This is a genomic window from Virgibacillus proomii (assembly GCF_900162615.1).
GTDB lineage: Bacteria > Bacillota > Bacilli > Bacillales > Amphibacillaceae > Virgibacillus > Virgibacillus proomii.
Genome location: NZ_FUFN01000010.1, coordinates 1,259,160 through 1,280,370, shown reverse-complemented (window position 1 = coordinate 1,280,370; position 21,211 = coordinate 1,259,160). Strand labels below are relative to the sequence as shown.

Below are 21,211 nucleotides of genomic sequence, written 5' to 3'. Positions count from 1 at the left end.
TCATGTCGCCACTATTATAAAAGCCCCTCTGTCAAAGACAGAGGGGCTATAGAAGACATTGCATCACCTCTCTTATCTTTCAAAACAAAAACAGTTTTGCAGGAATTGGCACCTTATGCGCAACGAATGCACAAGGTTGCCGGGCTTCATCGGGCCAGTCCCTCCACCTCTCTGGATAAGAAAATAATATACATATTTTTTTATTTAAAGGAATGTTCAAAAAGAAGGGCCAAGGTGACCAAGATACGAAACCTTTGCAACGCCAACACGACCACCTTCTGTTGAGTCGAAGTTCTAGGCAGCGTAGTTTCGTTAGCGCAGTGTGTGTGGTGTAGTAGAGGCAAGCCGAGAGCAGAAGCTAGAAGCACTCGTTTAGTGGAGTTTGCTACAGCTTTAGCGCTCAAGTTAACTATTTTTAATTTTCAAAAAGAGTTAGTTGCAATGTAGAAAATTCCTAGACAACGGTAAAATTGGCTGTGTCATTTTAACTTTTTGAACATCCCCTTAAACTTAACCACCACTATATATCGTTAATAATAGAATGTCAAGAGGGAATTTTTCAAAAAATCACTATTTTATTAATAAAAAGGAAAACAATTTGACCTAGATTAGGTGCTGCTCCATCAATAAGGCTTATTTAAAACTTTCCTTTTTGCCGGTTTAACTTATGTGTTAAAACATATTTAACGTATTAAAAAACCTCCCTAATATAATAAATTAGAAGAGGTTTTTTATACGCCGTTAGGTTATGGACTAACCAATCATTCATTTTTTATACCAGGTTACTCCCAATGCACCTTCTCCTAAATGAGTACCAATTACCGGTCCAAAATAGCTGATGGTCGTATCCATATCCGGATATTTAGCTAAAAACTTTTGTTGCAGTTCTATTGCTTCTGCTTCCCTATTAGCATGGATAAACGCTATTTTTAATCGCTGACCTTGAGAAGCATCCTCCTCCAATAAATCAAGTATTCGCTGGATGGCTCTTTTCTTTGTTCTGATTTTTTCAAACGGTAGAATAATCTTGTCTACGAAATGCAGGATCGGCTTTACTTGTAAGAGACTGCCAATAATTGCTTGAGCACCATTTAAGCGCCCACCACGCTGTAAATTACTTAAGTCATCAACCATAAAATAACTGCGTGTAGCAGCTTTAATTTCATCAAGTCGTTTAATAACTTCAGCGGGTTGTTTCCCTTTTGCAATCAATTCAACAGCTTCTAATACTAGAAAACCTTGAGCCATACAGCTTCTTTCTGAATCATAGGCATAAACATCAATTCCTTCTACCATTTCCCCTGCACTTACCACTGCTTGATATGTACCACTAATGCCGCTGGAAAGATGAATAGATATAACTGCATCATAATCTTTTGCTAGTTCTTCTAGTAAGCTTGTAATATCTCCGATCGATGGTTGAGAAGTCTTTGGTAATTCCTTACTCTCTTTTAAATTCCGATAGAATTCATCTGTTGTAATATCAATTTCCTCACGATAAGAAGCATCAGCAAATTGGACACTTAAAGGCACCATATAAATCTGATGTTTATCACGTATTTCTTTGTCTATATAAGCCGTGCTGTCTGTCATTACAGCAACTTTCATACAAACCTTCTCCTCTTTCATGTACTTTAGCTCACTATGAAACTATGAGCATTTAATAGAACAGTTTCCATTTTATTTTACATGAAAGTATTAAAAAATGCATTCTTTTACAGACAGAAAAATAACCTAGCATAGGAAGAACCTTTCCTTCGCCATTATCCATAAAAGGATTTTTCTTTTATTCCATTGTTTGTTCTATACACTTACGCTTCTTAAGCTTGACTTCATCTATCGTCCACTTTAAAACATTATCACTTGCAAAACTAAAAGTCATTTAGAAAAAAGGGGAAATAAGATGAAAGTGCCACTTCCAAAAAGGATGGTGACACTATGTATCTTCGTTATTTAATGAAGTTTTTAAGTTTGGAGTATTTATTACATGATTTAACTAGTGCTTTTAAATAACTTCAACCCATCCTTTACGAATAGCAGCAACTACAGCTTGCGTACGGTCATTCACATTCATTTTTTGCAATATATTACTCACATGGTTTTTGACAGTTTTTTCACTAATATATAATGTTTCAGCTACAGCCCGATTACTTTTTCCATCTGCTAACAATTGTAAAACTTGGCATTCCCTTTTCGTCAACAAATGAAGTGGTTGGCGATATTCAACACCATTATCAGACAAAGAAGAAACATGGTCTTTAGCAAGACGACGATATTCCATCACTAAATTATGAGTAACTCTTGGATGGAGATAAGATCCACCGTCACTTACAACCTTAATTGCTTCAATAAGTGCATCTGAATCCATTTCTTTAAGCAAATAACCTTGTGCTCCTGTTTTTAATGCATGCGTGACATAACTTTCATCATCGTGGATAGAGAGAATAATAACTTTCGTGTTAGGAAAATAGCGAACGAGGTCTGTTGTTGCTTGAACACCATTCATATTCGGCATATTAATATCCATTAGCACGACATCTGGATTATGCTCCTTCACAAGCTTAGCAGCCATTGATCCATCATCACCTTCTGCAACCACCTCAAAAGAAGGTTCAAAATCTAAAATTCTTTTAACCCCTTCTCGAAACAGCTTATGGTCATCAATTAATATAATTCGTAATTTTCTTTCCGCAGTCATGTATCCGTTCCTCCCATATAGAATTGTTTTATTTAATCTAGAAGCTATTTATGATAGAACGCATTATATTTATATTTAATATAACAATTCAGTATCTTTTTATATTATACCGCTATACTGACGTATATGGAACCTTTATGAAAATAGTTGTACCTTTTCCAATTTTGGAGGAAATCTCCATTTCTCCTTCTAGCATTTCAACCCGCTCTCTCATACCGATTAATCCAAATGACTTGTCCCTTTTCATCGTGGGGTCGAAACCCTTTCCATTATCTTTAATAATCATAGTTAAACTACTCTTGCCAATTTCCAACTTTACCTGAATTAATGAGGCTTCTGCGTGTTTAACAGCATTTTGCAACGCTTCCTGAACTAGCCGAAAAAAAGCTATTTCATATTTTTGATGTAATCGCTTTTCTTCACCCATCGAAATAAATTCAATCTTTATCTCATTATAATCAGAAATGGTAGCTACATATTTTTTGATCGTTGGAATAAGTCCAAGGTCATCTAAAGCCATCGGGCGAAGATCATAGATGATTCTACGTACTTCATATAAAGAAGATCGTATCATTTTACGTACGCTTTTAATTTCTTCTAAGGCTTGCTCTACATCTCGATTACGGCAAGTACGCTCAACGAGTTCCGAACGTAATAAAATATTTGCCAGCATCTGTGCTGGTCCATCATGAATTTCTCTTGATATTTTTCGTCTTTCTTCCTCTTGAGCTTCAATTATTTTCAAACCGAATTCTTGCTTTTCTTTTGCTTCTTCAAGCATTTCATTTACTTGTTGAAAGTCATCTTGTAAATAATTAAGCACGACAGAAATTTTTCCTGCTAATCCTTCTGCCCGCTTAATCGTTTGGCCTAACGCTACTAATCTTCGTTCTAAATCATCTCGCTTTTCACGCAACACACTTTCTTCCTGACGCAGCATAGCTAATTTCGTTTGCATCGCATGAGTCATTTCGTATACTTCTCGTATTTCCGTTTCCGAATATCGATCAAAATATTTGCTTACTTCGGCTAAGCGTCTCCGGGAAAAGCGGACCTTTTGCTCCAGCTCATCTCCATCTTTAATATGTTGCGCAACTTTGATCTTTGTTTCCTTTAATTCTTTTACAAGATGCTCATGCTCTGTTCTCGCTTCTTCGCTAATATTAAAAATCTCATCCTTACTATTCTCTACTACTTCAATCATTTCATTAATAATATAGTCTAAAGCTCTTTCACTAATTCTCTGCGCCATTATTTCCCACCAACCTATGATATAATTATACGCATACCTACGATTTTTTTATAGGGTCTTTTAGCATACTTGAGAATAATTCTTGTGCTTCTTTATACTCAAATATGTTCATTTCCTTAAGCTTTTGATAGCTTTCCTTATTCTATCATGAATGTTAATCAGGAGGGAATGCAAGTTGTTAGATAAATATTTTACCGTAAAACACCAAGGGATGAATGAGTTAGTCATCCAAAAGTCCCGGTTCATTGGCTATGTTAAACGAGTGGAAACTGAAGAAGAAGCCCAAGCTTTTATTCAGGAAATCAAGAAAAAACATTTTGATGCTACTCATAATTGTTCAGCTTATTTAATTGGTGAACACGATCAAATTCAGAAAGCAAATGATGACGGTGAACCCAGTGGTACTGCTGGAATACCTATCCTTGAAGTTTTAAAAAAACAACAGCTCAAAGATACTGCTGTAGTTGTTACACGCTATTATGGAGGTATAAAGCTTGGTGCGGGTGGGTTAATTCGCGCTTATGGCAATACGACATCTCAAGCTATAAAAGCAACAGGAGTTGTAAAAAGACAACGAATGCAAGGCTTCTCGATTATTGTGGATTACACATTATCCGGTAAACTGGAACATGCCTTTCGTCAATCAAACTATATCCTTAAAACCATTAACTATACAGATAAAGTAGAGTTTATTGTCTATGTAGAAGTTGGACAGGAGAAGGAATTTAGAGAGTTTATTGTTGATCATACGAATGCCCAAGCAGAGATTACAGAAGCGGATACAACCTATATAGAAATTGATATGTAGAATTGCTCAGCTTATAATAGCTGTCACCCAAAAGCTTGATAAATAAAGTGAAACTTCATTCAGTAGGAGTTTTCTTCCATCTCCTACTGAATGTTAGTACCTCAGGAGGTATGACCTAAAGACCCTTAAACGAATCGGGCATTTAGGTGCCGTTCTCTCCCACTTAGACCCTTTGTACCAACTCAGGCTCTTGAAGTGGGAGTCTTACGGCACCTTACATGCGGGGTAAAGTGAAACTTCATTTCTTGGAATGCCTTTCCCAAGAAATGTTAGTTAAACGAATCAAGCATTTAGGTGCCGTTTTCTCCCACTTAGACCTTTTGTATCAACTCAAGATTTTGAAGTGGGAGTCTTACGGCACCTTGCATGCGGGGTAAACTTTTGGGCAGCTTTTCATTGTTTAGGAAAATCTATCCGTTTGCCCATGGTGGATAAATTTTAAAATTATCGTCTCCTTAAGCACTTGTGCTGCTAGCAAACTTTAATCTCCTTCCTAGGATAAATGAACATCGCTCCTAAATCCCCAATTTGTTCAGGTAACAGGACTAGGAAAGCTACGAAGCAATACACCACACGAAGTTCTTTTTTCAAGGAAGAGTTGCTACGACAGCAATACATCGCGGTTTTTCAAGAACAGGGAAACTTCTTGAATAAGCATCGCACGCAGAAAAAGCGTTCTTCTTTTCAGAAGTTCTGCTATTTGTACGTCGCTAACCAAGCGCTTCTAGCTTTTGTTCTTATCTAGAAAATTGTACCTATTTCTACTAAGTTCCTATATCAGCTTGCAAGCAGCTTCATCCGCGATAATTTTTACATTATCATGTTTTTGGAGAATGGATGCAGGGAAATTTTCATTTACTTCACCATTTACTAGACGTGCTAGTGCCTCTGCTTTATTTTCACCAGAAACAAGCATAATAATTTGCTTACTTTCCATAATTGTTTCAATTCCTGCAGTAATTGCCTGTGTAGGTACTTCGTCTATAGAAATAAAGAAACGCGCATTGGCTTGACGGGTTGATTCATCTAATTGCACAATATGGGTTCTGCTTGTAAAAGGAGTTCCCGGCTCGTTAAAGCCAATATGTCCGTTTAAGCCAAGACCAAGAATTTGCAAATCAATGTTTCCTGCATTTTTAATACGTGCTTCATATTCTGATGCCTCTTCATTTAAATCCAAAGCATTTCCATCTGGCAAATGGGTTTGTTCGCGTGGAATATCTAGATGCTTAAATAATTTTTCATTCATGTAATAATTATAACTATTAATATCATCTTTTTCTAAGCCTACATACTCATCTAAATTAAATGTAGTCACATGTTTAAATGATACTTCTCTATTTTTATGTTTTTCTATTAGATACTGATATAGTCCTTCTGGTGTAGATCCAGTAGCTAGACCTAATACCGGCTGATTCAATTGCTTGATCGTATCAATAACCATTTCACCCGCTCGCTCGCTCATTTCTTCATAATTCCTAACTTTAATGATTTCCATTACTTTTCATCTCCCTTAAATGCAATTACTCCACGGCAAATGGTATATTTAATTGACAAATGCTCATCCACCAACAGTACATCAGCATCTTTTCCAGGAGTAATACTTCCTTTTTTATCATATATGTCAATTTGTTTTGCCGGATTAACGGATGTCATTTCAATAATATTTTTTAATGAAACATCGTTTAGACGAAGCATATTTTTAGCTCCCTCATGCATCTTCAAAATACTCCCAGCCAACGTTCCATTTTCTAATAACGCTCTATCTGTTGAAACATGTACAGGCTGACCGCCTAACTCGTATTCCCCAGATGGTAAACATTTCGCACGCATAGCGTCTGTTATAAGAAGTAATCTTTTACTTCCCATATTGCGATAAATAATTTGCAACATTTCTGGAACTACATGAATCCCATCGGCAATTAATTCTGCTCGTAACTCTTCTAATTCCATTGCTGCACCCACTGCACCGATATCACGATGATGGATTCCATTCATTGCATTGCATAGATGAGTAACTTGACGAACTCCATGTTTTATCGCACGCTTTATCTGGGAAAAATCGGCATCTGTATGCCCAGCAGAAACATTTACTCCACTAGCAGCTAATTTACTTATAAAACTTCCATCTGGATCAAGCTCAGGGGCCATCGTAATGGTCTTTATTTGATTACCAGATAATTCCTGCCAACGATCAAATACATCCGAATCAGGATTCATAATATACTGTAATGGCTGAGCGCCTGCTTTTTCTTTTTCAATAAAAGGACCTTCTAAGTGGACGCCAATCATTTCTGCTTGACCAGGTTTATTAACATAATTACGCACATTTATCAGTGCCTGTTCAATCTGTTCAGGCGCTTGAGTAATAGTTGTAGCTAAAAAGCTTGTCGTTCCCTCTTTAGGCAGCACTAAAGCCATCGTATCTAAGGCTTCCTCTGTAGCATCCATCACATCTGCACCATTTGCACCATGAATATGTCCGTCTATAAACCCTGGTATAACAGATAAGCCAGTTCCATCGATAACTTTTAGATTTTCTGGTAAACTACGATATTTACCATCAGGCTGGTAAATATCAGTAATCTTCCCTGATTGCATTAACACAGCCCCGTTCTCTATAACTTGTTCTTCCGTGTATACCTTTGCATTTTTAATTAATATCGGGGTAATTTTAATCATTTGCTTCGCTTCCTTTCCTGATGCACAGAACTCAATATAGATAAAGCAGCCCTCTCATTAGACCTTTTATTCCCCATTATTTGACATAGTTCGGCGACTTCAGTAAATAATAAATTTTTGCCCGTTAAGTGAATAATAAATAGACTTCAGCAATTTTTATCGTTTACAAAAAGACAACCTGAACAAAAGCTCAGGGTTGACAGGCTGAAGCATCCGTACCTTATTCGATTTAGTGTAAGGGCTTTAGATCATATTCAGTAATAGCTTACTATTTTATTGAAAACTTAAGCTGGCTTCGAGCCTTTGACAAAGGAGACTACGTTAGTTGCACTTATACTTCACAATATCTGATCAACTTCTATTGAGCTAAAATTTTAACCTTACTTAATATACTAGGAAATAATTTTACTTTTCTTGATTTCTATAGTTGTTAAGTTAGTTTAAACTGTTCTTTTTAGTTAAGTTGCGTTAAGAACATCGTATCATATAATGTGGTTTTTTTCACAAAATTCATGTTAACCAATATCGTTATAAAGTGTAACTTCATTCAAAAAACACTTTTCTCCTTGAAGTAACCAACGGCTTTCTTTCTCAATTACAGAGTCTCTAAATTATGTACTTAAAAGCAGTATCTCTATTGGAGAATACTGCTTTTTTGCAACTTATAACTTATGAATTTGCTGTGTTGCCTAAAGCACTGCTTTGCAATTCTTTAATAAGCGTTTTCACCATTTCTTCTGAAGTTTGAATTTTATGGTTTTCCGTTTCCTGAATTACTTTCCTAAGCAAGTTTTTGTACTTTTCTTGCTCACCCATTATTTTCCCCGCCTTTTACCATTTCATTTATTCATAAACTGACAATTTCCAAGCTTTTTTACAACAACATTTTGTGCGAAAATACATTTTTTATTCAATCCATTATAAATTCTACTAGAAAGTACAATGTTAAACAATCTTTTTAGTTATTTTTCTAAAAAAGCGAAAATAAAGAAAAATCATCTAGCCAGTATATAGTAGATCAATCCTTAGCCTCTACTTATACTTTAAATTAATAATTTTTTACAACCTCCAACAAGTACGTTAAAATTTTTCACAACTATTTCCAACTCATTCATTTCCTTAAGCTCGAAAACCTGTTTTTCTGAGTATGGTAATTTCAATTTTTTATTATAAATCTTCCTTTATTTCACGTTATATACTATGCTAATCATGGGCAAAAAGGGATTCTTTTATTAATTACAACCATTTCTTTACTTTCGATCAACTACCCATTAGCTTAAGTTTTTTGTAGTGCTAAATGGTCGTAATAATTATTGCTTTCGCGATACCGAACAAAAGCTTAAAGCGCTCAGTTAGCGACTTACAAACAATAGAACTTCAGAAAAGAAGAACGCTTTTTCTACGTGGATGTATGCTGACATCAAACTTAATATGAACGAATAAAGATAAAGCTAAGAGCGGATAACGTCTAAAAACGTGGAGTTAAATCGGTCATTGGCAAGTTAAAAGAGAAGTCTTATACGATTTGGACACAATATAAAAATTTGTCTTCAATATTACCCCAAACTTTACTATAATAAAACTATGTATCGTATCATAATTTTAAACAACAAAAAACCGTCAGCTTACTGCTTAACGGTCACTCTTTATTAATTCGCCACTTATTAAATTCAAGAAATTCTTTAAATTGTTCTTTTGATACACCAGATTCCATTGCTTCCTGAACAATTTCTAACCATTCTTCATCTAATTCTTCTTTTTGCTTACTCTGATTTTCTCGAATTAATTCATTTATGGACACACCTAAAACGATGCTGATTTTTTCAATAAATTGAATGGAGGGATTAACCTGAATACCTCGCTCAATTGAGCTCAAATATGACTTTGCAACCCCAGCTTTTTCTGCCAGCTCTGAAATAGACATTTTCTTAGCTTTTCTTAGCTCTTTTATTTTTTCCCCTATCAAAAGCAGTCACCTTCTTTCAAATGGCATTATACCATAATCGAGGTGAGTTATACTATTTCTAAAACAAATTTTTTGGGACATTATTATATTTTTGTACCGTACGTAAAAACCGTCGAATTTCCTCTATTGGCACTCCTAATGTTCTTGCTTGTTTTATTAGTTCCACCCACTCTACATCCAAAGAAATTTGTTTTAACTTCATCCGATTCATCCCCCAATATAATTATTCATTTATTCTAAACTATTCCCTAAAACTTTTCTCTGCTTGTATATATTTATCTCTATTGATAACGCTTTATTTTAGTACGTGTTTTAGACCTAAGCTGGCTAAGCGTACAGCATCCTTAAAAGGTCACGGTGTTTGGCTGTCACAGCTTCCTTATCCTAATAACTATAAATAACTCCACCACTAGCACGTCTGGTTTGCTAGTTGCTCTAGCATATAAGCTAGACGATGCAAGCTATTTTCAACAAGATAACCATGATATAAAAACGGATACCGTTTCCTAGCCGTTAAAAAGGTTAAGCATTCGTTTAGCGACATACAAATTGAAGAACTTTTGACAAGATAAAGGAAACATGCCTCTAAAATAGGGATATGCCGACGCCTGAGCGGCAAGTCCGCTTTTAGTTAGGCTTCTTTTAGATTCGAGCCAGTGTTGACTTATCATAGGAAAAAGATTGAAGTTTGCTACAGCTCTGAGCACATAAGCTAAACGATGCTACTTTTCAATAAAGTTATCCACATGTAGACGACCCAAGCCTTTATTGCAAACTACCCAGTTTCTCCTACATAGAACTTTACATTTTTTCCACTCCCGTTATCTTAACTTTAGCGTTAACCTACGATGAAAATCAATGTGTCATTTTTACCAAATTGTACTTTCTTAATTACCTCTTTAAGGCTATTATACTATATTATTCCTGTTTCAGGTCTAGCTTATTTTGTCGTATTATAACTAGTTTTGTAGTGCCTTTTAAAACAATGTCCAAGTTTAAAAAATATTATTCGTTAGCTAAAAATGGGTCAATTTTAAATTTTCAGTTGTTTTATCTTTTTGTATTTCCTAATGACTAAGTATAAAAATATCCCTATTCCTATTAAGCATAGACCAAGTAAAATATACACAAAAGTATTGGTTGCTGTATTTGGGAGTTTAGAACCAAAATCGTATTTGTCAGTACCAATTTTCCCAATGACCGTTTGTTCATCTTGTTGTTTCGCTTCTCCTTCTGCAATAATAATAATTGCGAAGTCAGCCTCAAGACCTTGATACTCATTTCCTAATTCTTCAGGGAATCGAATCGTAACCGTAATATCATCTTGCTTACCTGGCGCTAAATGTCTAGCTTTTATATTTGTAAAGCTATTTAACTTCCCGCTATACAGTTCTCTTTTCTTCATGAAAACTTCAAGCTGCAACTCATTATATAGCTTTTTCATTCCCCTACTCTCTACATTTATGCTATACATAAATGGCTGGGTTCCACGATTTTTTATTTTTACATCTCTTGACGCCCAGTCCCCCGGCTTCATATTATTTACATCAAACAAAACGGAATCAGGATCTACTTCCAATCCAACCCCGTCCTGTGCATTAACAATGGAATCGTACTTGCTACTAAAACAAAAAATAATTATGGTACATATAAAAGTAAAAATGACTTTATGCTTCATATATCCTCTCCTTATACCGCCTCTCATCAACCTGTATGCTCTGATTTTTTTACTGTTTCTAATTTAGCTAAAGTTCGCCAAATCGAGAATCCAGCATAACAAAGTAAAAGAATTCCAGGAACGATTAATAAGAAAATACTTCTATTAGGTGATTGTGCAAAATTGGCAACGTACCCAAGATAAGGTATAGTCACTCCTTTGTACTCTCCCACAACATTATCAGCTAAAACAGGATTAGAATCAGCTGCGTTATTGTTATCCCCTTTTGTAGTATAAGCAACGCCATTCTTTGTTTTCTTCACATCAATAATTCGGTGAGTGACCAGCTTATTTTTATCGGCCATAAATGTAATTACATCACCTTTTTTAAATTTACTCCCGTCTTCAACCGTTTTGACCGCTATAATAGAACCAGTCTGGATATCTGGCTCCATGGAACCGGATAGAACCGTTTTTATTTGATATCCAAAGACTTCTGGTTCTCCTCCAGAGAACTTCGTTACAATTACTAGACTGGCAACACCAATTAATGTAACCATCAATATAGAACTAACAATCCAATTTAACCACTTACCTAATTTTCCTTTTATCATCTATTTTTTCCCTCCATCTTTTTCAGAGCATCAGGTGATTTAGTCGAGTGTTGTTCAGCTTTGGGTGAATTAGCTTGTTGTTGCTCTGAATCGCTTTCTGTGTCTGATTTATTATTTACATCGTTATTGGAATTTAATTGTTTGTCATCTTTACTTTCTACTTCTGATTGCTCCGGTTTTTCTTTTGCTTCTGAAGCTTTAGGACTATTTTCATCTCGCTTCGTTTTACGTTCGTTACATTGCACCGTTATTTTCTTACTCCATACTAATTCTCCATCCTGTTGTTTTACTAAAAATGAGTATGCTCCAGTCTGTTTTGCACTAATCTGTAATTCTGCTGTTTCCCCTTTTGCTAATGCAGAGACTTTCCCTTCACCTTCACGAAGTGGTAATTTCTTTCCTTGTTCTATTGGATCTCCTTTTTCTGCAAACATGACTTCATACGTAAGTGGCTCCATCATATCTCCATCACCGTTATTTTTGACTTTAACTTTTAACATTGCAGATTCACAAGCTTCAACGTTTTGTAAACGGTCATCGAGAAATTCAAGATGGTACGTTTCTGCTTTCGCCTCTTGCCACTTTCCTATTTCCATACTGCCTTTTAGAGATAACTCATCATTAAAATGTGCGGTTGTTGAAGAAGTTAAGTGACTAGTAGCAAAAACAAAAACATAGCAAATGCATAAAATTTTCAACCAAAAATACCCCTGCTTGTTTTTATGTTGGTCATGTTTTAATCTTGGTTTCCTCACATTCATCCCACCTTTAGAAATCATTTTGTATCATGATATATTTAAAAACATAAAGCTGGATTTTAAATTTTTAAATATATCACAATACTTAGGAAGGAGATTTACTCCCTCCTTAAACCGTTATTCATTTATGAATTCAGGTTTACCATCACGTTGTATGGCTTCTAAACGCCACTTCAAATTTAGAGAGTCTCCTTGAAAGTGATTTTGACTACCCTTACTATCTTTAAACTCAAATCGTACTGTAAACTTTTCTTTAGCGCTACCTGCTGGAAACTGCTGCAATATCGAGATAGGTTCTTTTTTCAATTCTGATAGCTTCTTGCTAAAAATTACTTTTTTGTTTTCATTTACATGATGTAAAAGCTCTACTTGTATATAATCGGCGAGATTATCTTCATTGTTATTTTGACGTTTATCCATAATTTTGTAATCAGAATGAAGTAGCACTTCCTTGATATCGATCGTGCCGTCATTGGTTAATTCAAAATGTTCATTGATTGTGTCTCCAGGAACTAAATTATCCATTTTAATAATAGATTCTTTATTTATACCTAAATCCAAAATACCTGTTGTAAAGGTATTGTCTGTTTCTTTACTATCATTGAAATAAGAATACGTACCCCCGGCTATTAAACTCATTCCCAACATTGCTGTAGCCATACTTAAAACTAATTTTTTCTTTAAATCCATACCTTTTACCTCGCCTTCTTCCAGCAAGAATAAAAAGTGGAGGACGTATTTTTACCTCCACTTTTTATCAATTTCCTATTTTATCTCGCTTCTCCTTCAGTTTGCAGCGCATCTAATGTAAAGTTAACGTCTAAATTTGCTCCTTGCAGATGGTTCTGATCTTGACCATTGTCAACAAATGTAACTTTTATTTTGATCGTGTCTTCCGTTCCTAGAGGAATACCTTTACCCTCTTGAACAAGTGGCCACCAAGTCCAAAATCCTGGCGTAATATCTTGGTCTTTGACTTCACTAAGTTCAGCAATTGTTTTTCCACTCAGGCTTTCAATTACCTTACCATCACTTTGTAAAAAGTCTACCTTTAAATGATCTTCAAAGTCCTCCGTTCCAGAAAAACTAGTATTCATTAATACTTTTCCAATATCCAACGTTCCTTCATTCGTCATTTTAAAGGATCTTGTCATATGATCTCCCGGCTTTAAATTGTCTACGCTAAAAGCAATGGTCGGATCTACTCCTAAATCCAATGTTCCAGCTGCAAATGAATTTTCTACCGCTTCTTGGTCACTAAAATATGCGAAAGTTCCTCCTCCGATTAATCCAATACCCAAAACTGCAGTTGCTATTCCCATTCCTAGTTTCTTTTTTAATTTCATATTATTTTTCCTCCCAGTATAATTGTCTAATTTAAATTAGTATTATTTTGTTAATACAATTGCAAAAGCCAGAAAATACTTCTATCCTCCTCTCTAAATATGTAGCAATGTTTTGTTCGTTACTAAGCTCTTTATCGTTTTATATAACGAACAACAACTAAAGTATATTATTCTGCCCCGTAAATGCAAAACCCGAAAAATCACTCGCTTTCGTTATTGAGAACGTTTTCCCTCTTGTTTTCTTATTTTTGCTTTAATTTACTTAAATTTATAAAAAAATGTTCTTGATTAAGATCGATTGTATATTAATAGACGCGGGTAAACTCCCAATAAAAATCCTCAGTACTACAAGAATTTGATATTAGTTTCAACCGAACCTGTTTTTAAAAGATAGTAATGGAAAACAAACGATCCTAAATAGGGGAGGAGGGACTGATTAAAATTCGTAAAATGGAAAGAATAGCTACACATTATAATAAAGAACAAGGAGGAATTTTGAATATGAGTAAGATTAAAGAGGTAATTTAATTTTATTGAAAGAGGAAGCTCCTTCCATTAGCATCATCAAACAATTGGATTTTTTAAAGATTTCTGTTCATATGTAAAATGTAAAAATAAGATGAACACGCCTTTTCAAAATCGCCTTTTATATCTTAATTAAGTTGATGAAACATAGACGAAAAGAACTATTTTAGATATAATCAAAAAAGTAATTACTTATATATTGCGACGAATATTTACAAATTAAGGCTATTTAAAACAAATTGGTAAGTATTAATAAGCCTTTGTATCGACAAATGGAGATGATCTTTACAACAGCGCGAGAAAACAATGGTACAACGATTCTGATCAAGCTAAAAATAAACAGGCGTGTATAGGAGTGAAAAAATTGGACTCACGTATTGGAAGAAAGAAAAAACGAAAATGGTTTTATTGGTTTGGCGGAATAATACTTGTTCTTTTACTTGCATTGGGAGGAGCTATTTTTTATTTTTGGAATCAGATTGGCAATACAGTAGAAACGATGCATAATCCTTTGTCCAGAGATAATGATCCCGAGAGACAAAAAGAACTGGAAGCCATTTTCAAAGGAAAAAAAGCAGTAAACATTTTATTACTTGGTGTTGATGAACGAAGCGGTGATAAAGGGAGATCGGACACCATGATTCTATTATCACTAAACCCCAAAACAAATGCTATGAAAATGCTAAGCATTCCAAGAGATACATATGTTACTATTCCAGGAAGAGGACAGGATAAAATAAATCATGCATATGCTTTTGGAGATGTAGAACTTGCCATGCAAACAGTAGAAGATAATTTTGATATACCAATACACTACTATGCAAGAGTAAATATGGAAGGCTTTAAGCAAGGCATAGATGCATTGGGAGGGGTTACTGTAGTTAATAACACTGCTTTCTCTCAAGGGGGGTCTGACTTTCCAAAAGGGGAAATTAGCTTAAATGGTGAGCAGGCACTTGACTACATTCGGATGAGAAAAAACGATCCAAAGGGAGATCTTGGACGAAATGAGCGACAGCGTGAAGTAATCACTGCTGCCATCAAAAAAGGTGCCCGTTTCTCCAGCATTACAAAAGTAGGAGATATCCTTAACATTCTTGGTGATAATGTAAAAACAAACTTGGACATGGATAATATGCAAACCCTTTTCAGTGATTACCGTGGAACAAGAAACAATATTTCTACGATAGAAATTAGTGGCAGCGGACAAACCATTGGAGGTATCTGGTATTACGTAGTGCCAAATTCAGAATTTAATCGTGTTACTACAGAGATTAAACAACATATGAATGCCAAGTAAGGAAGACAAAAATAGTAACATGGATGTAAACAGTCCATGTTACTTGACGTATACAACATATTTTCTGGGGGTTACTATGAGAAAAGTATTAGTTATTGCAGTTGTCGTTTTGATGGCATTGTTAGTTGCTTGCTCAAACAAGGAACCCACACCAAACGAACGATTTTCTAGCTATGTAAACCATTGGAATGATCAGGATTTTGATAAAATGCACCAAATGCTAAGTAAAACATCAAGAAAAACATTTAAAAAAGAAGTATTTGTTGATCGATTCAAAAAAATTTATAAAGATATAAAGGTTTCAGATTTGAAGATCGACTTCAAGAAACTAAGTAAAAAATCCGTAAAAAAGGCGATGGATGATGGAAAAGCAGTGTTACCATTTACAGTTAGCATGAAAACGATTGCCGGTCCTATCTCTTTTGATTATGAAGCAAGTTTGGTACAGGAAGGAACAGATGATGATAAAAACTGGTATATTGATTGGGATCCTGGTTTTATTTTTCCACAAATGAAAGATGGCGGAGAGCTTCGTATTAAAACGACACCTCCAATTCGCGGGGAAATTCGTGACCGTAATGAAATGCCTTTAGCGATGAATGATATTATTTATGAAGTTGGTATCATTCCAGAAAAGCTAGGGAAAAACCCTGAACAGAGTAAACAAAGAATGGCAGAATTACTCGGACTATCTGTTGCTACGATAGATGAGAAATTAAATGAAGGCTGGGTAAAGCCTAATTTATTTGTCCCTATTGCAAAAATCACCAAAACAGATGAAACGCTCTGGAATCAGCTTGTAACCATTGAAGGTGTTACCAGACAAGAAACATCCGGTCGTATCTATCCTGGTGGTGCTGCTACCAGCACTTTAGTAGGCTACATTGGCCCGGTTACCTCAGAGGATATAAAGGAAAAAAAAGGGAGCTATGATTCAAGTGATATGATTGGTAAGCGGGGACTTGAAGAACTATTCGAAGAGCAATTACGAGGGGAAAAAGGAGTTAAAATCCTCGTTGTAAAAGAAGGAGACGAAACATTACTTGCTGAAAAAGAAGGTAAAAATGGGGAAAATATTAAGTTAACAATTGATATAAATATCCAAGAGAAAATATACGACATTTTAAATGGCGATATGGCTAGCGTATCTGTTATTCACGCAAAAACAGGTGAAACGCTTGGCTTAGTAAGCAGCCCGTCCTTTAATCCAAATGAAATATTATATGGAACAAGACCGAATATTTGGAAGCAACTAGAAGATGATCCAAAAAATCCATTGTTAAATCGTTTTTATTCTACATACGCACCTGGGTCTGTATTAAAGCCAATTACAGCAGCCATTGGTATGAAAAATGGTTCGATCGCTCCAAAGGAAGGTCTAAATATAAAGGGACTAAAATGGAGCAATGGTAAAGGATGGGGAGATTATAAAGTTACTCGTGTTTCTGAATCAAATGGTCCTGTTGATTTACACGATGCTATCGTCCGTTCTGACAATATTTATTTCGCTATGCAAGCCGTTAAAATGGGGTCTGAAGCGTTTGAAAAAGGTTTAAAGCAATTTGGATTGGGAGAAGATTTCCCATATGAATATCCGATCACAACATCATCTATTTCTTCCACCGGAAAATTAGAGGATGAAGTATTACTAGCAAACACAAGCTATGGACAGGGCGAATTAGAAATGAGCTCCCTCCACCTTGCAATCGCCTATTCTACATTTTTAAATGAAGGAAATATGCTGAAGCCAACCTTGTTAGCAAATGAAAAGAAAGGACAAATTTGGAAGGAAAATCTTTTGTCAGCTGATCAAGCAGAGGTTATAAAAGATGCTTTACGCGATGTAGTAGTAAGTGGAACGGCAAAAACAGCTGGCAAGCAGGCAAAGTTCCCGGTATCAGGAAAAACAGGTACAGCGGAATTAAAGGTGTCAAGCGACGATAATGGACAAGAAAATGGTTGGTTTGTAGGCTATCCAACCGAAAATGAAGATATCATTGTTTCTCTTATGATTGAAAAAACCAAAGGAAAAGGCAGCTATTCAACGGAAAAAGCGATCGAAATTCTAAATAAACTAAAAGAATAATCGACCAGTATATGAAAGAAACGAGACAAAAATTTGAGCGTTGCCAAGTCGATTGTTTAGCCTAAAAACCTAACAGATGGTTACGTACTGAATATGCATAACCATCTGTTCTTGTCTAAGAAAGGATACGTTATCTGTCTCACACGATGCATATGTTATTCGTAAGAACTTGTCTTCTACTCATGCGCTCAAAGAAAACTTCGGTCTTCTTCCTGTGATTAATCGACATTGGTTCCAATCTAAAGGAAGGCCTCCAAACAGTGGACTTGCCGCTCAAGCGTCGACATACCCCTGTTTGGAGGTATGTTTTTTATCTCGAATATAAGGAACCGTATTTCTCTCATGAAAAATATGCTTATGATTTGGCGCACTTTATGAGCTCTTAAAGTAGAAGTCTTACGGCAGCTTACATGCGGGGTAAAGTTTCACGTTATCCCATCAGAAATTCTCTAGTTTCCCATCGCATCGTTATTTGAGCGCTTACGCTTGTTCGTTTAAAGTTTTCCACTCTTCTTCTGTAAACACACGCGATCTAGTAAGAAATCGTTTTCCCTCTGGGCCTTCCAAAGAAAACATCCCTCCTCTGCCATCTACAACATCGATAATCAGTTGCGTATGTTTCCAGTATTCATATTGATCTTTCGAAATATAAAAAGGTGTGTCCCCTATGCTTCCTAAAAAGACATCCGAATCGCCCACTCGTAATTCTCCCTTAGGATAGCACATTGGTGAGCTCCCATCGCAACAGCCCCCAGATTGATGGAACATTAAATCCCCATGCATGTTTTTTAATTTCTCTATTAATTCCAGCGCCTCCTTCGTCGCTGTTACCCGTTCAGCCATATGATCCCCCTTTTTATACACATTAGAATAGTCCTGTTGGATCCTCACTATAGCTGATTAAAAGATTTTTTGTTTGCTGATAATGACTAAGCATCATTAGATGATTTTCTCTGCCAATCCCTGATTTTTTATAACCACCAAAAGCAGCATGGGCTGGATATTGATGATAGCAATTTGTCCATACACGACCCGCTTGAATATTTCTTCCAAAACGGTAGGCTGTATTAATATTCCTTGTCCATACTCCTGCACCGAGCCCGTATAATGTGTCGTTAGCAATCGCTAAAGCTTCATCTTTATCTTTAAACGTTGTAACAGAAAGTACCGGTCCAAAAATTTCTTCTTGGAAAATGCGCATTTTATTATTACCTTTAAAAATCGTCGGTTGGATGTAATAGCCACGCTTTAACTCTTCATCGTCTAATTTACGAACATCACCACCAATTAAAACTTCAGCACCTTCCTGCTTTCCAATATCCAAATAAGACTTAATTTTATCCATCTGCTCGTGTGATGCTTGAGCTCCCATCATCGTTTCCATATCTAATGGATGACCGAGCTTAATTTGCTTCACCCGCTCTAATGCCCGATCCATGAATTCATTATAAATGGACTCTTGGATTAAAGCGCGAGAGGGACAAGTACAAACTTCACCTTGATTCAGTGCAAACATCACAAAACCTTCCACGGCTTTATCTAAAAACCCGTCGTTCTTATCCATCACATCAGCAAAGAAAATATTTGGAGATTTTCCTCCCAGTTCCAATGTAACCGGAATAATATTTTCAGAAGCATATTGCATGATTAAACGACCTGTTGTTGTTTCTCCGGTAAAGGCTATTTTAGCAATTCTGCTATTGGAGGCTAGCGGCCGACCTGCTTCTAAACCAAACCCATTAACTATATTCACTACACCTGCAGGAATTATATCTTTAACAATATCAAGCCAAACATGAATAGAGGCAGGAGTTTGCTCGGCTGGTTTCAGTACTACACAATTTCCTGCAGCTAATGCAGGAGCTAGTTTCCAAGTTGCCATTAATAATGGGAAATTCCAAGGAATAATCTGCCCAACTACTCCTAACGGTTCATGAAAATGGTAAGCCACGGTATCCTTATCAATTTGGCTGACGCCGCCTTCTTGTGCTCTGATTATTCCAGCAAAATAGCGAAAATGATCAATTGCTAATGGTATATCTGCTGCTAATGGTTCCCGAATTGCCTTTCCATTATCCCATGTTTCAGCTACGGCAAGTTGCTCTAAATTTTCTTCCATTCGGTCAGCAATTTTATTCAGTAACAATGCACGCTCTGTTACAGAAGTTTGCCCCCACGCTTCTTTTGCTTTGTGAGCGGCATCCAATGCCAATTCTACATCTTCTTTTGTAGATCGAGCAACTTCACAAAACACTTCACCGGTAACTGGGCTGACATTCTCAAAATATTGTCCGTTAACTGGCGGACGATACTCTCCTCCGATGAAATTATCATACTTCTTCTTAAAGTGAACAATTGCTTCTGATGAGTTAGGATTCGCATACCTCATTTAAACTTTCTCCTCCCTTTCACGAACGTTTACATGGAAGAAAAAATAAATGATCATTTGCTGCCAGAGTATAACTATCCATTTACATTTCTTCCACCAATATGCGTTACCTTATAGTATGTGATGAAAATTAAATTATGCTAATTAGACCATTGGCTAAGCGTGTTATATGAAGCAAATCTTTTTTCATTATGAAGAGCTTGGAGATAGGGTCTTACGGGGCACCTTAGATATGGGACTATTTTCCATTTTTATTTCAATTCCTTCTAAAACTTTAGTACTTTCCTAACGTGCAAAAAAGCCCTTGATATAAAATCAAGAGCTAGAAGCACCGAGTAATATAATCCGGAGATACTACTTTTGAGTGGTATGCTACTTTATTTCCGGGAGAACACGTATCTCCTTTTTCATGGAGGAATGGCAAAGTGGACATGTAGGCTCCTCCTCAAAACTATACGATTCCCTCATCCATCCTTGGCAATCGTCGTTCGTGCATGACCAAATATTAGTCTCCACTTCTGGAACCGGTTCTTTTGGCCCGCGTGAAAATGACATGATAGCATCTCCTTTCCTATAATATATCTATTATACGCCTTTTTTTGCAAGAAAGAAAGTTCTGTAACAATTACAATACCAGGATAATCATACTTATAAGAGGCTGTTCAAAATATTCGGTGAAAATAACACTTCGAATTTCATCGTACGTTATTAGAAGATATAAAATTTTGCTCCTAAGTTAAGACGGCGCGAGTGAAATTTTAATCCTCCATGTAAAAGTGACAGTAACTCTATTTCTTTAATGGTTTTGAATTAAAATAACACAGCGCTGTGATATCGGTACCTAAAAATTCCCATTTTGTTCAGGTGGACAAGAGAACGTTGAAAGCGATAAATCGGGTTTTTTAAGGACAAGGAGAACGTCAATAACAATACATCACCGTTTTTCAAAGAACGTTACAATCTTAGCTATCCGTAAGAATTTTTATCTCTTGTTTTGAACACACTAGGAGCATATAAATTTGCTAAGATAATTGAAGTTTTATTCACATTTTTTTGTTCATCACCAAATAATTAACTGGAGGGGGAACTAATTAGCTTATGTAGACTTATGACATTCTTTCTTTCATTTT

At 35.8% G+C, this 21,211-nt stretch carries 19 protein-coding genes and 1 riboswitch; of the genes, 3 read left to right on the top strand and 16 right to left on the bottom strand.

Going from position 1 to position 21,211, the window contains the following annotated elements:
- Positions 1–69: 69 nt before the first annotated feature.
- Positions 70–182, bottom strand: a riboswitch (SAM riboswitch).
- 583 nt (positions 183–765) lie between these two features.
- The 3 genes from BN1066_RS13470 to BN1066_RS13460 form a co-directional block, all read right to left on the bottom strand.
- Positions 766–1,608 carry a DegV family protein gene (locus BN1066_RS13470; RefSeq protein WP_077319987.1) on the bottom strand — a complete coding sequence of 281 codons (843 nt, stop codon included), beginning with the start codon at positions 1,606–1,608 and terminating at the stop codon, positions 766–768.
- Positions 1,609–2,005: 397 nt separating this feature from the next.
- Positions 2,006–2,698 carry a response regulator gene (locus BN1066_RS13465; RefSeq protein WP_077319986.1) on the bottom strand — a complete coding sequence of 231 codons (693 nt, stop codon included), beginning with the start codon at positions 2,696–2,698 and terminating at the stop codon, positions 2,006–2,008.
- Positions 2,699–2,810: 112 nt separating this feature from the next.
- Complete coding sequence (locus BN1066_RS13460) at positions 2,811–3,950, bottom strand: sensor histidine kinase (protein ID WP_077319985.1); 1,140 nt, start codon at positions 3,948–3,950, stop codon at positions 2,811–2,813.
- 175 nt (positions 3,951–4,125) lie between these two features.
- Between BN1066_RS13460 and BN1066_RS13455 the strand changes: the two genes are divergently transcribed.
- On the top strand, positions 4,126–4,758 hold the full coding sequence (locus BN1066_RS13455; RefSeq protein ID WP_077319984.1) for a YigZ family protein: 633 nt from the start codon (positions 4,126–4,128) through the stop codon (positions 4,756–4,758).
- A 772-nt stretch (positions 4,759–5,530) separates the two neighbouring features.
- Here BN1066_RS13455 and nagB read toward each other — a convergent pair.
- The 10 genes from nagB to BN1066_RS13410 all read right to left on the bottom strand — a co-directional run bounded on the left by nagB (position 5,531) and on the right by BN1066_RS13410 (position 13,781).
- Complete coding sequence (gene nagB, locus BN1066_RS13450; protein ID WP_077319983.1) at positions 5,531–6,256, bottom strand: glucosamine-6-phosphate deaminase; 726 nt, start codon at positions 6,254–6,256, stop codon at positions 5,531–5,533.
- Positions 6,256–7,440 carry an N-acetylglucosamine-6-phosphate deacetylase gene (gene nagA, locus BN1066_RS13445; protein ID WP_077319982.1) on the bottom strand — a complete coding sequence of 395 codons (1,185 nt, stop codon included), beginning with the start codon at positions 7,438–7,440 and terminating at the stop codon, positions 6,256–6,258. Before nagA ends, nagB begins: the two co-directional genes overlap by 1 nt.
- Positions 7,441–8,109: 669 nt before the next feature.
- Complete coding sequence (locus BN1066_RS20300; protein ID WP_179104397.1) at positions 8,110–8,256, bottom strand: hypothetical protein; 147 nt, start codon at positions 8,254–8,256, stop codon at positions 8,110–8,112.
- A gap of 823 nt (positions 8,257–9,079) precedes the next feature.
- Positions 9,080–9,406 (bottom strand): helix-turn-helix domain-containing protein, encoded by a 327-nt coding sequence (locus BN1066_RS13440; protein ID WP_077319981.1) that lies wholly within the window; start codon positions 9,404–9,406, stop codon positions 9,080–9,082.
- A gap of 58 nt (positions 9,407–9,464) precedes the next feature.
- The gene (locus BN1066_RS13435) at positions 9,465–9,608 is read right to left on the bottom strand and encodes an anti-repressor SinI family protein (RefSeq protein WP_143695831.1); all 144 of its coding nucleotides are present in this window, start codon (positions 9,606–9,608) and stop codon (positions 9,465–9,467) included.
- Positions 9,609–10,439: 831 nt separating this feature from the next.
- Positions 10,440–11,084 (bottom strand): TasA family protein, encoded by a 645-nt coding sequence (locus tag BN1066_RS13430; RefSeq protein WP_179104396.1) that lies wholly within the window; start codon positions 11,082–11,084, stop codon positions 10,440–10,442.
- Between the two features lie 26 nt (positions 11,085–11,110).
- Entirely contained in the window at positions 11,111–11,677 is a 567-nt protein-coding gene (sipW, locus tag BN1066_RS13425; RefSeq protein WP_077319978.1) for a signal peptidase I SipW, read from the bottom strand.
- Positions 11,674–12,432: an amyloid fiber anchoring/assembly protein TapA gene (gene tapA, locus BN1066_RS13420; protein ID WP_179104395.1), complete on the bottom strand. Its 759-nt coding sequence runs from the start codon at positions 12,430–12,432 to the stop codon at positions 11,674–11,676. The genes sipW and tapA overlap by 4 nt, the downstream gene beginning before the upstream one ends.
- Positions 12,433–12,552: 120 nt before the next feature.
- A complete protein-coding gene (locus BN1066_RS13415; protein ID WP_143695827.1) occupies positions 12,553–13,125 on the bottom strand; it encodes a TasA family protein in 573 nt (190 codons plus the stop codon).
- Positions 13,126–13,205: 80 nt separating this feature from the next.
- A complete protein-coding gene (locus BN1066_RS13410) occupies positions 13,206–13,781 on the bottom strand; it encodes a TasA family protein (protein ID WP_077319975.1) in 576 nt (191 codons plus the stop codon).
- A gap of 889 nt (positions 13,782–14,670) precedes the next feature.
- Between BN1066_RS13410 and BN1066_RS13405 the strand changes: the two genes are divergently transcribed.
- The gene (locus tag BN1066_RS13405; protein ID WP_077319974.1) at positions 14,671–15,606 is read left to right on the top strand and encodes an LCP family glycopolymer transferase; all 936 of its coding nucleotides are present in this window, start codon (positions 14,671–14,673) and stop codon (positions 15,604–15,606) included.
- Positions 15,607–15,682: 76 nt separating this feature from the next.
- Positions 15,683–17,692, top strand: a complete 2,010-nt coding sequence (locus tag BN1066_RS13400) for a penicillin-binding transpeptidase domain-containing protein (RefSeq protein ID WP_077319973.1) — start codon at positions 15,683–15,685, stop codon at positions 17,690–17,692.
- 480 nt (positions 17,693–18,172) lie between these two features.
- On the opposite strand, the gene BN1066_RS13395 is transcribed toward BN1066_RS13400, so the two are convergent.
- The 3 genes from BN1066_RS13395 to BN1066_RS13385 all read right to left on the bottom strand — a co-directional run bounded on the left by BN1066_RS13395 (position 18,173) and on the right by BN1066_RS13385 (position 20,636).
- Positions 18,173–18,535, bottom strand: coding sequence for a DUF779 domain-containing protein (locus BN1066_RS13395; protein WP_077319972.1), 363 nt, complete (start codon positions 18,533–18,535; stop codon positions 18,173–18,175).
- Between the two features lie 22 nt (positions 18,536–18,557).
- Positions 18,558–20,081 (bottom strand): aldehyde dehydrogenase, encoded by a 1,524-nt coding sequence (gene adh, locus BN1066_RS13390; protein WP_077319971.1) that lies wholly within the window; start codon positions 20,079–20,081, stop codon positions 18,558–18,560.
- Positions 20,082–20,453: 372 nt separating this feature from the next.
- Complete coding sequence (locus BN1066_RS13385; RefSeq protein ID WP_077319970.1) at positions 20,454–20,636, bottom strand: cold-shock protein; 183 nt, start codon at positions 20,634–20,636, stop codon at positions 20,454–20,456.
- Positions 20,637–21,211: the final 575 nt, after the last annotated feature.

Excerpts from the sequence above, each read along its gene's own strand:
- BN1066_RS13470 (WP_077319987.1), bottom strand. The coding sequence starts at position 1,608 with ATGAAAGTTGCTGTAATGACAGACAGCACGGCTTATATAGACAAAGAA.
- BN1066_RS13415 (WP_143695827.1), bottom strand. The coding sequence starts at position 13,125 with ATGGATTTAAAGAAAAAATTAGTTTTAAGTATGGCTACAGCAATGTTG.
- nagA (WP_077319982.1), bottom strand. The coding sequence starts at position 7,440 with ATGATTAAAATTACCCCGATATTAATTAAAAATGCAAAGGTATACACG.
- BN1066_RS20300 (WP_179104397.1), bottom strand. The coding sequence starts at position 8,256 with ATGGGTGAGCAAGAAAAGTACAAAAACTTGCTTAGGAAAGTAATTCAG.
- BN1066_RS13400 (WP_077319973.1), top strand. The coding sequence starts at position 15,683 with ATGAGAAAAGTATTAGTTATTGCAGTTGTCGTTTTGATGGCATTGTTA.
- nagB (WP_077319983.1), bottom strand. The coding sequence starts at position 6,256 with ATGGAAATCATTAAAGTTAGGAATTATGAAGAAATGAGCGAGCGAGCG.
- sipW (WP_077319978.1), bottom strand. The coding sequence starts at position 11,677 with ATGATAAAAGGAAAATTAGGTAAGTGGTTAAATTGGATTGTTAGTTCT.
- BN1066_RS13465 (WP_077319986.1), bottom strand. The coding sequence starts at position 2,698 with ATGACTGCGGAAAGAAAATTACGAATTATATTAATTGATGACCATAAG.
- BN1066_RS13410 (WP_077319975.1), bottom strand. The coding sequence starts at position 13,781 with ATGAAATTAAAAAAGAAACTAGGAATGGGAATAGCAACTGCAGTTTTG.
- BN1066_RS13460 (WP_077319985.1), bottom strand. The coding sequence starts at position 3,950 with ATGGCGCAGAGAATTAGTGAAAGAGCTTTAGACTATATTATTAATGAA.
- BN1066_RS13430 (WP_179104396.1), bottom strand. The coding sequence starts at position 11,084 with ATGAAGCATAAAGTCATTTTTACTTTTATATGTACCATAATTATTTTT.
- adh (WP_077319971.1), bottom strand. The coding sequence starts at position 20,081 with ATGAGGTATGCGAATCCTAACTCATCAGAAGCAATTGTTCACTTTAAG.
- BN1066_RS13395 (WP_077319972.1), bottom strand. The coding sequence starts at position 18,535 with ATGGCTGAACGGGTAACAGCGACGAAGGAGGCGCTGGAATTAATAGAG.
- BN1066_RS13385 (WP_077319970.1), bottom strand. The coding sequence starts at position 20,636 with ATGTCATTTTCACGCGGGCCAAAAGAACCGGTTCCAGAAGTGGAGACT.
- BN1066_RS13435 (WP_143695831.1), bottom strand. The coding sequence starts at position 9,608 with ATGAAGTTAAAACAAATTTCTTTGGATGTAGAGTGGGTGGAACTAATA.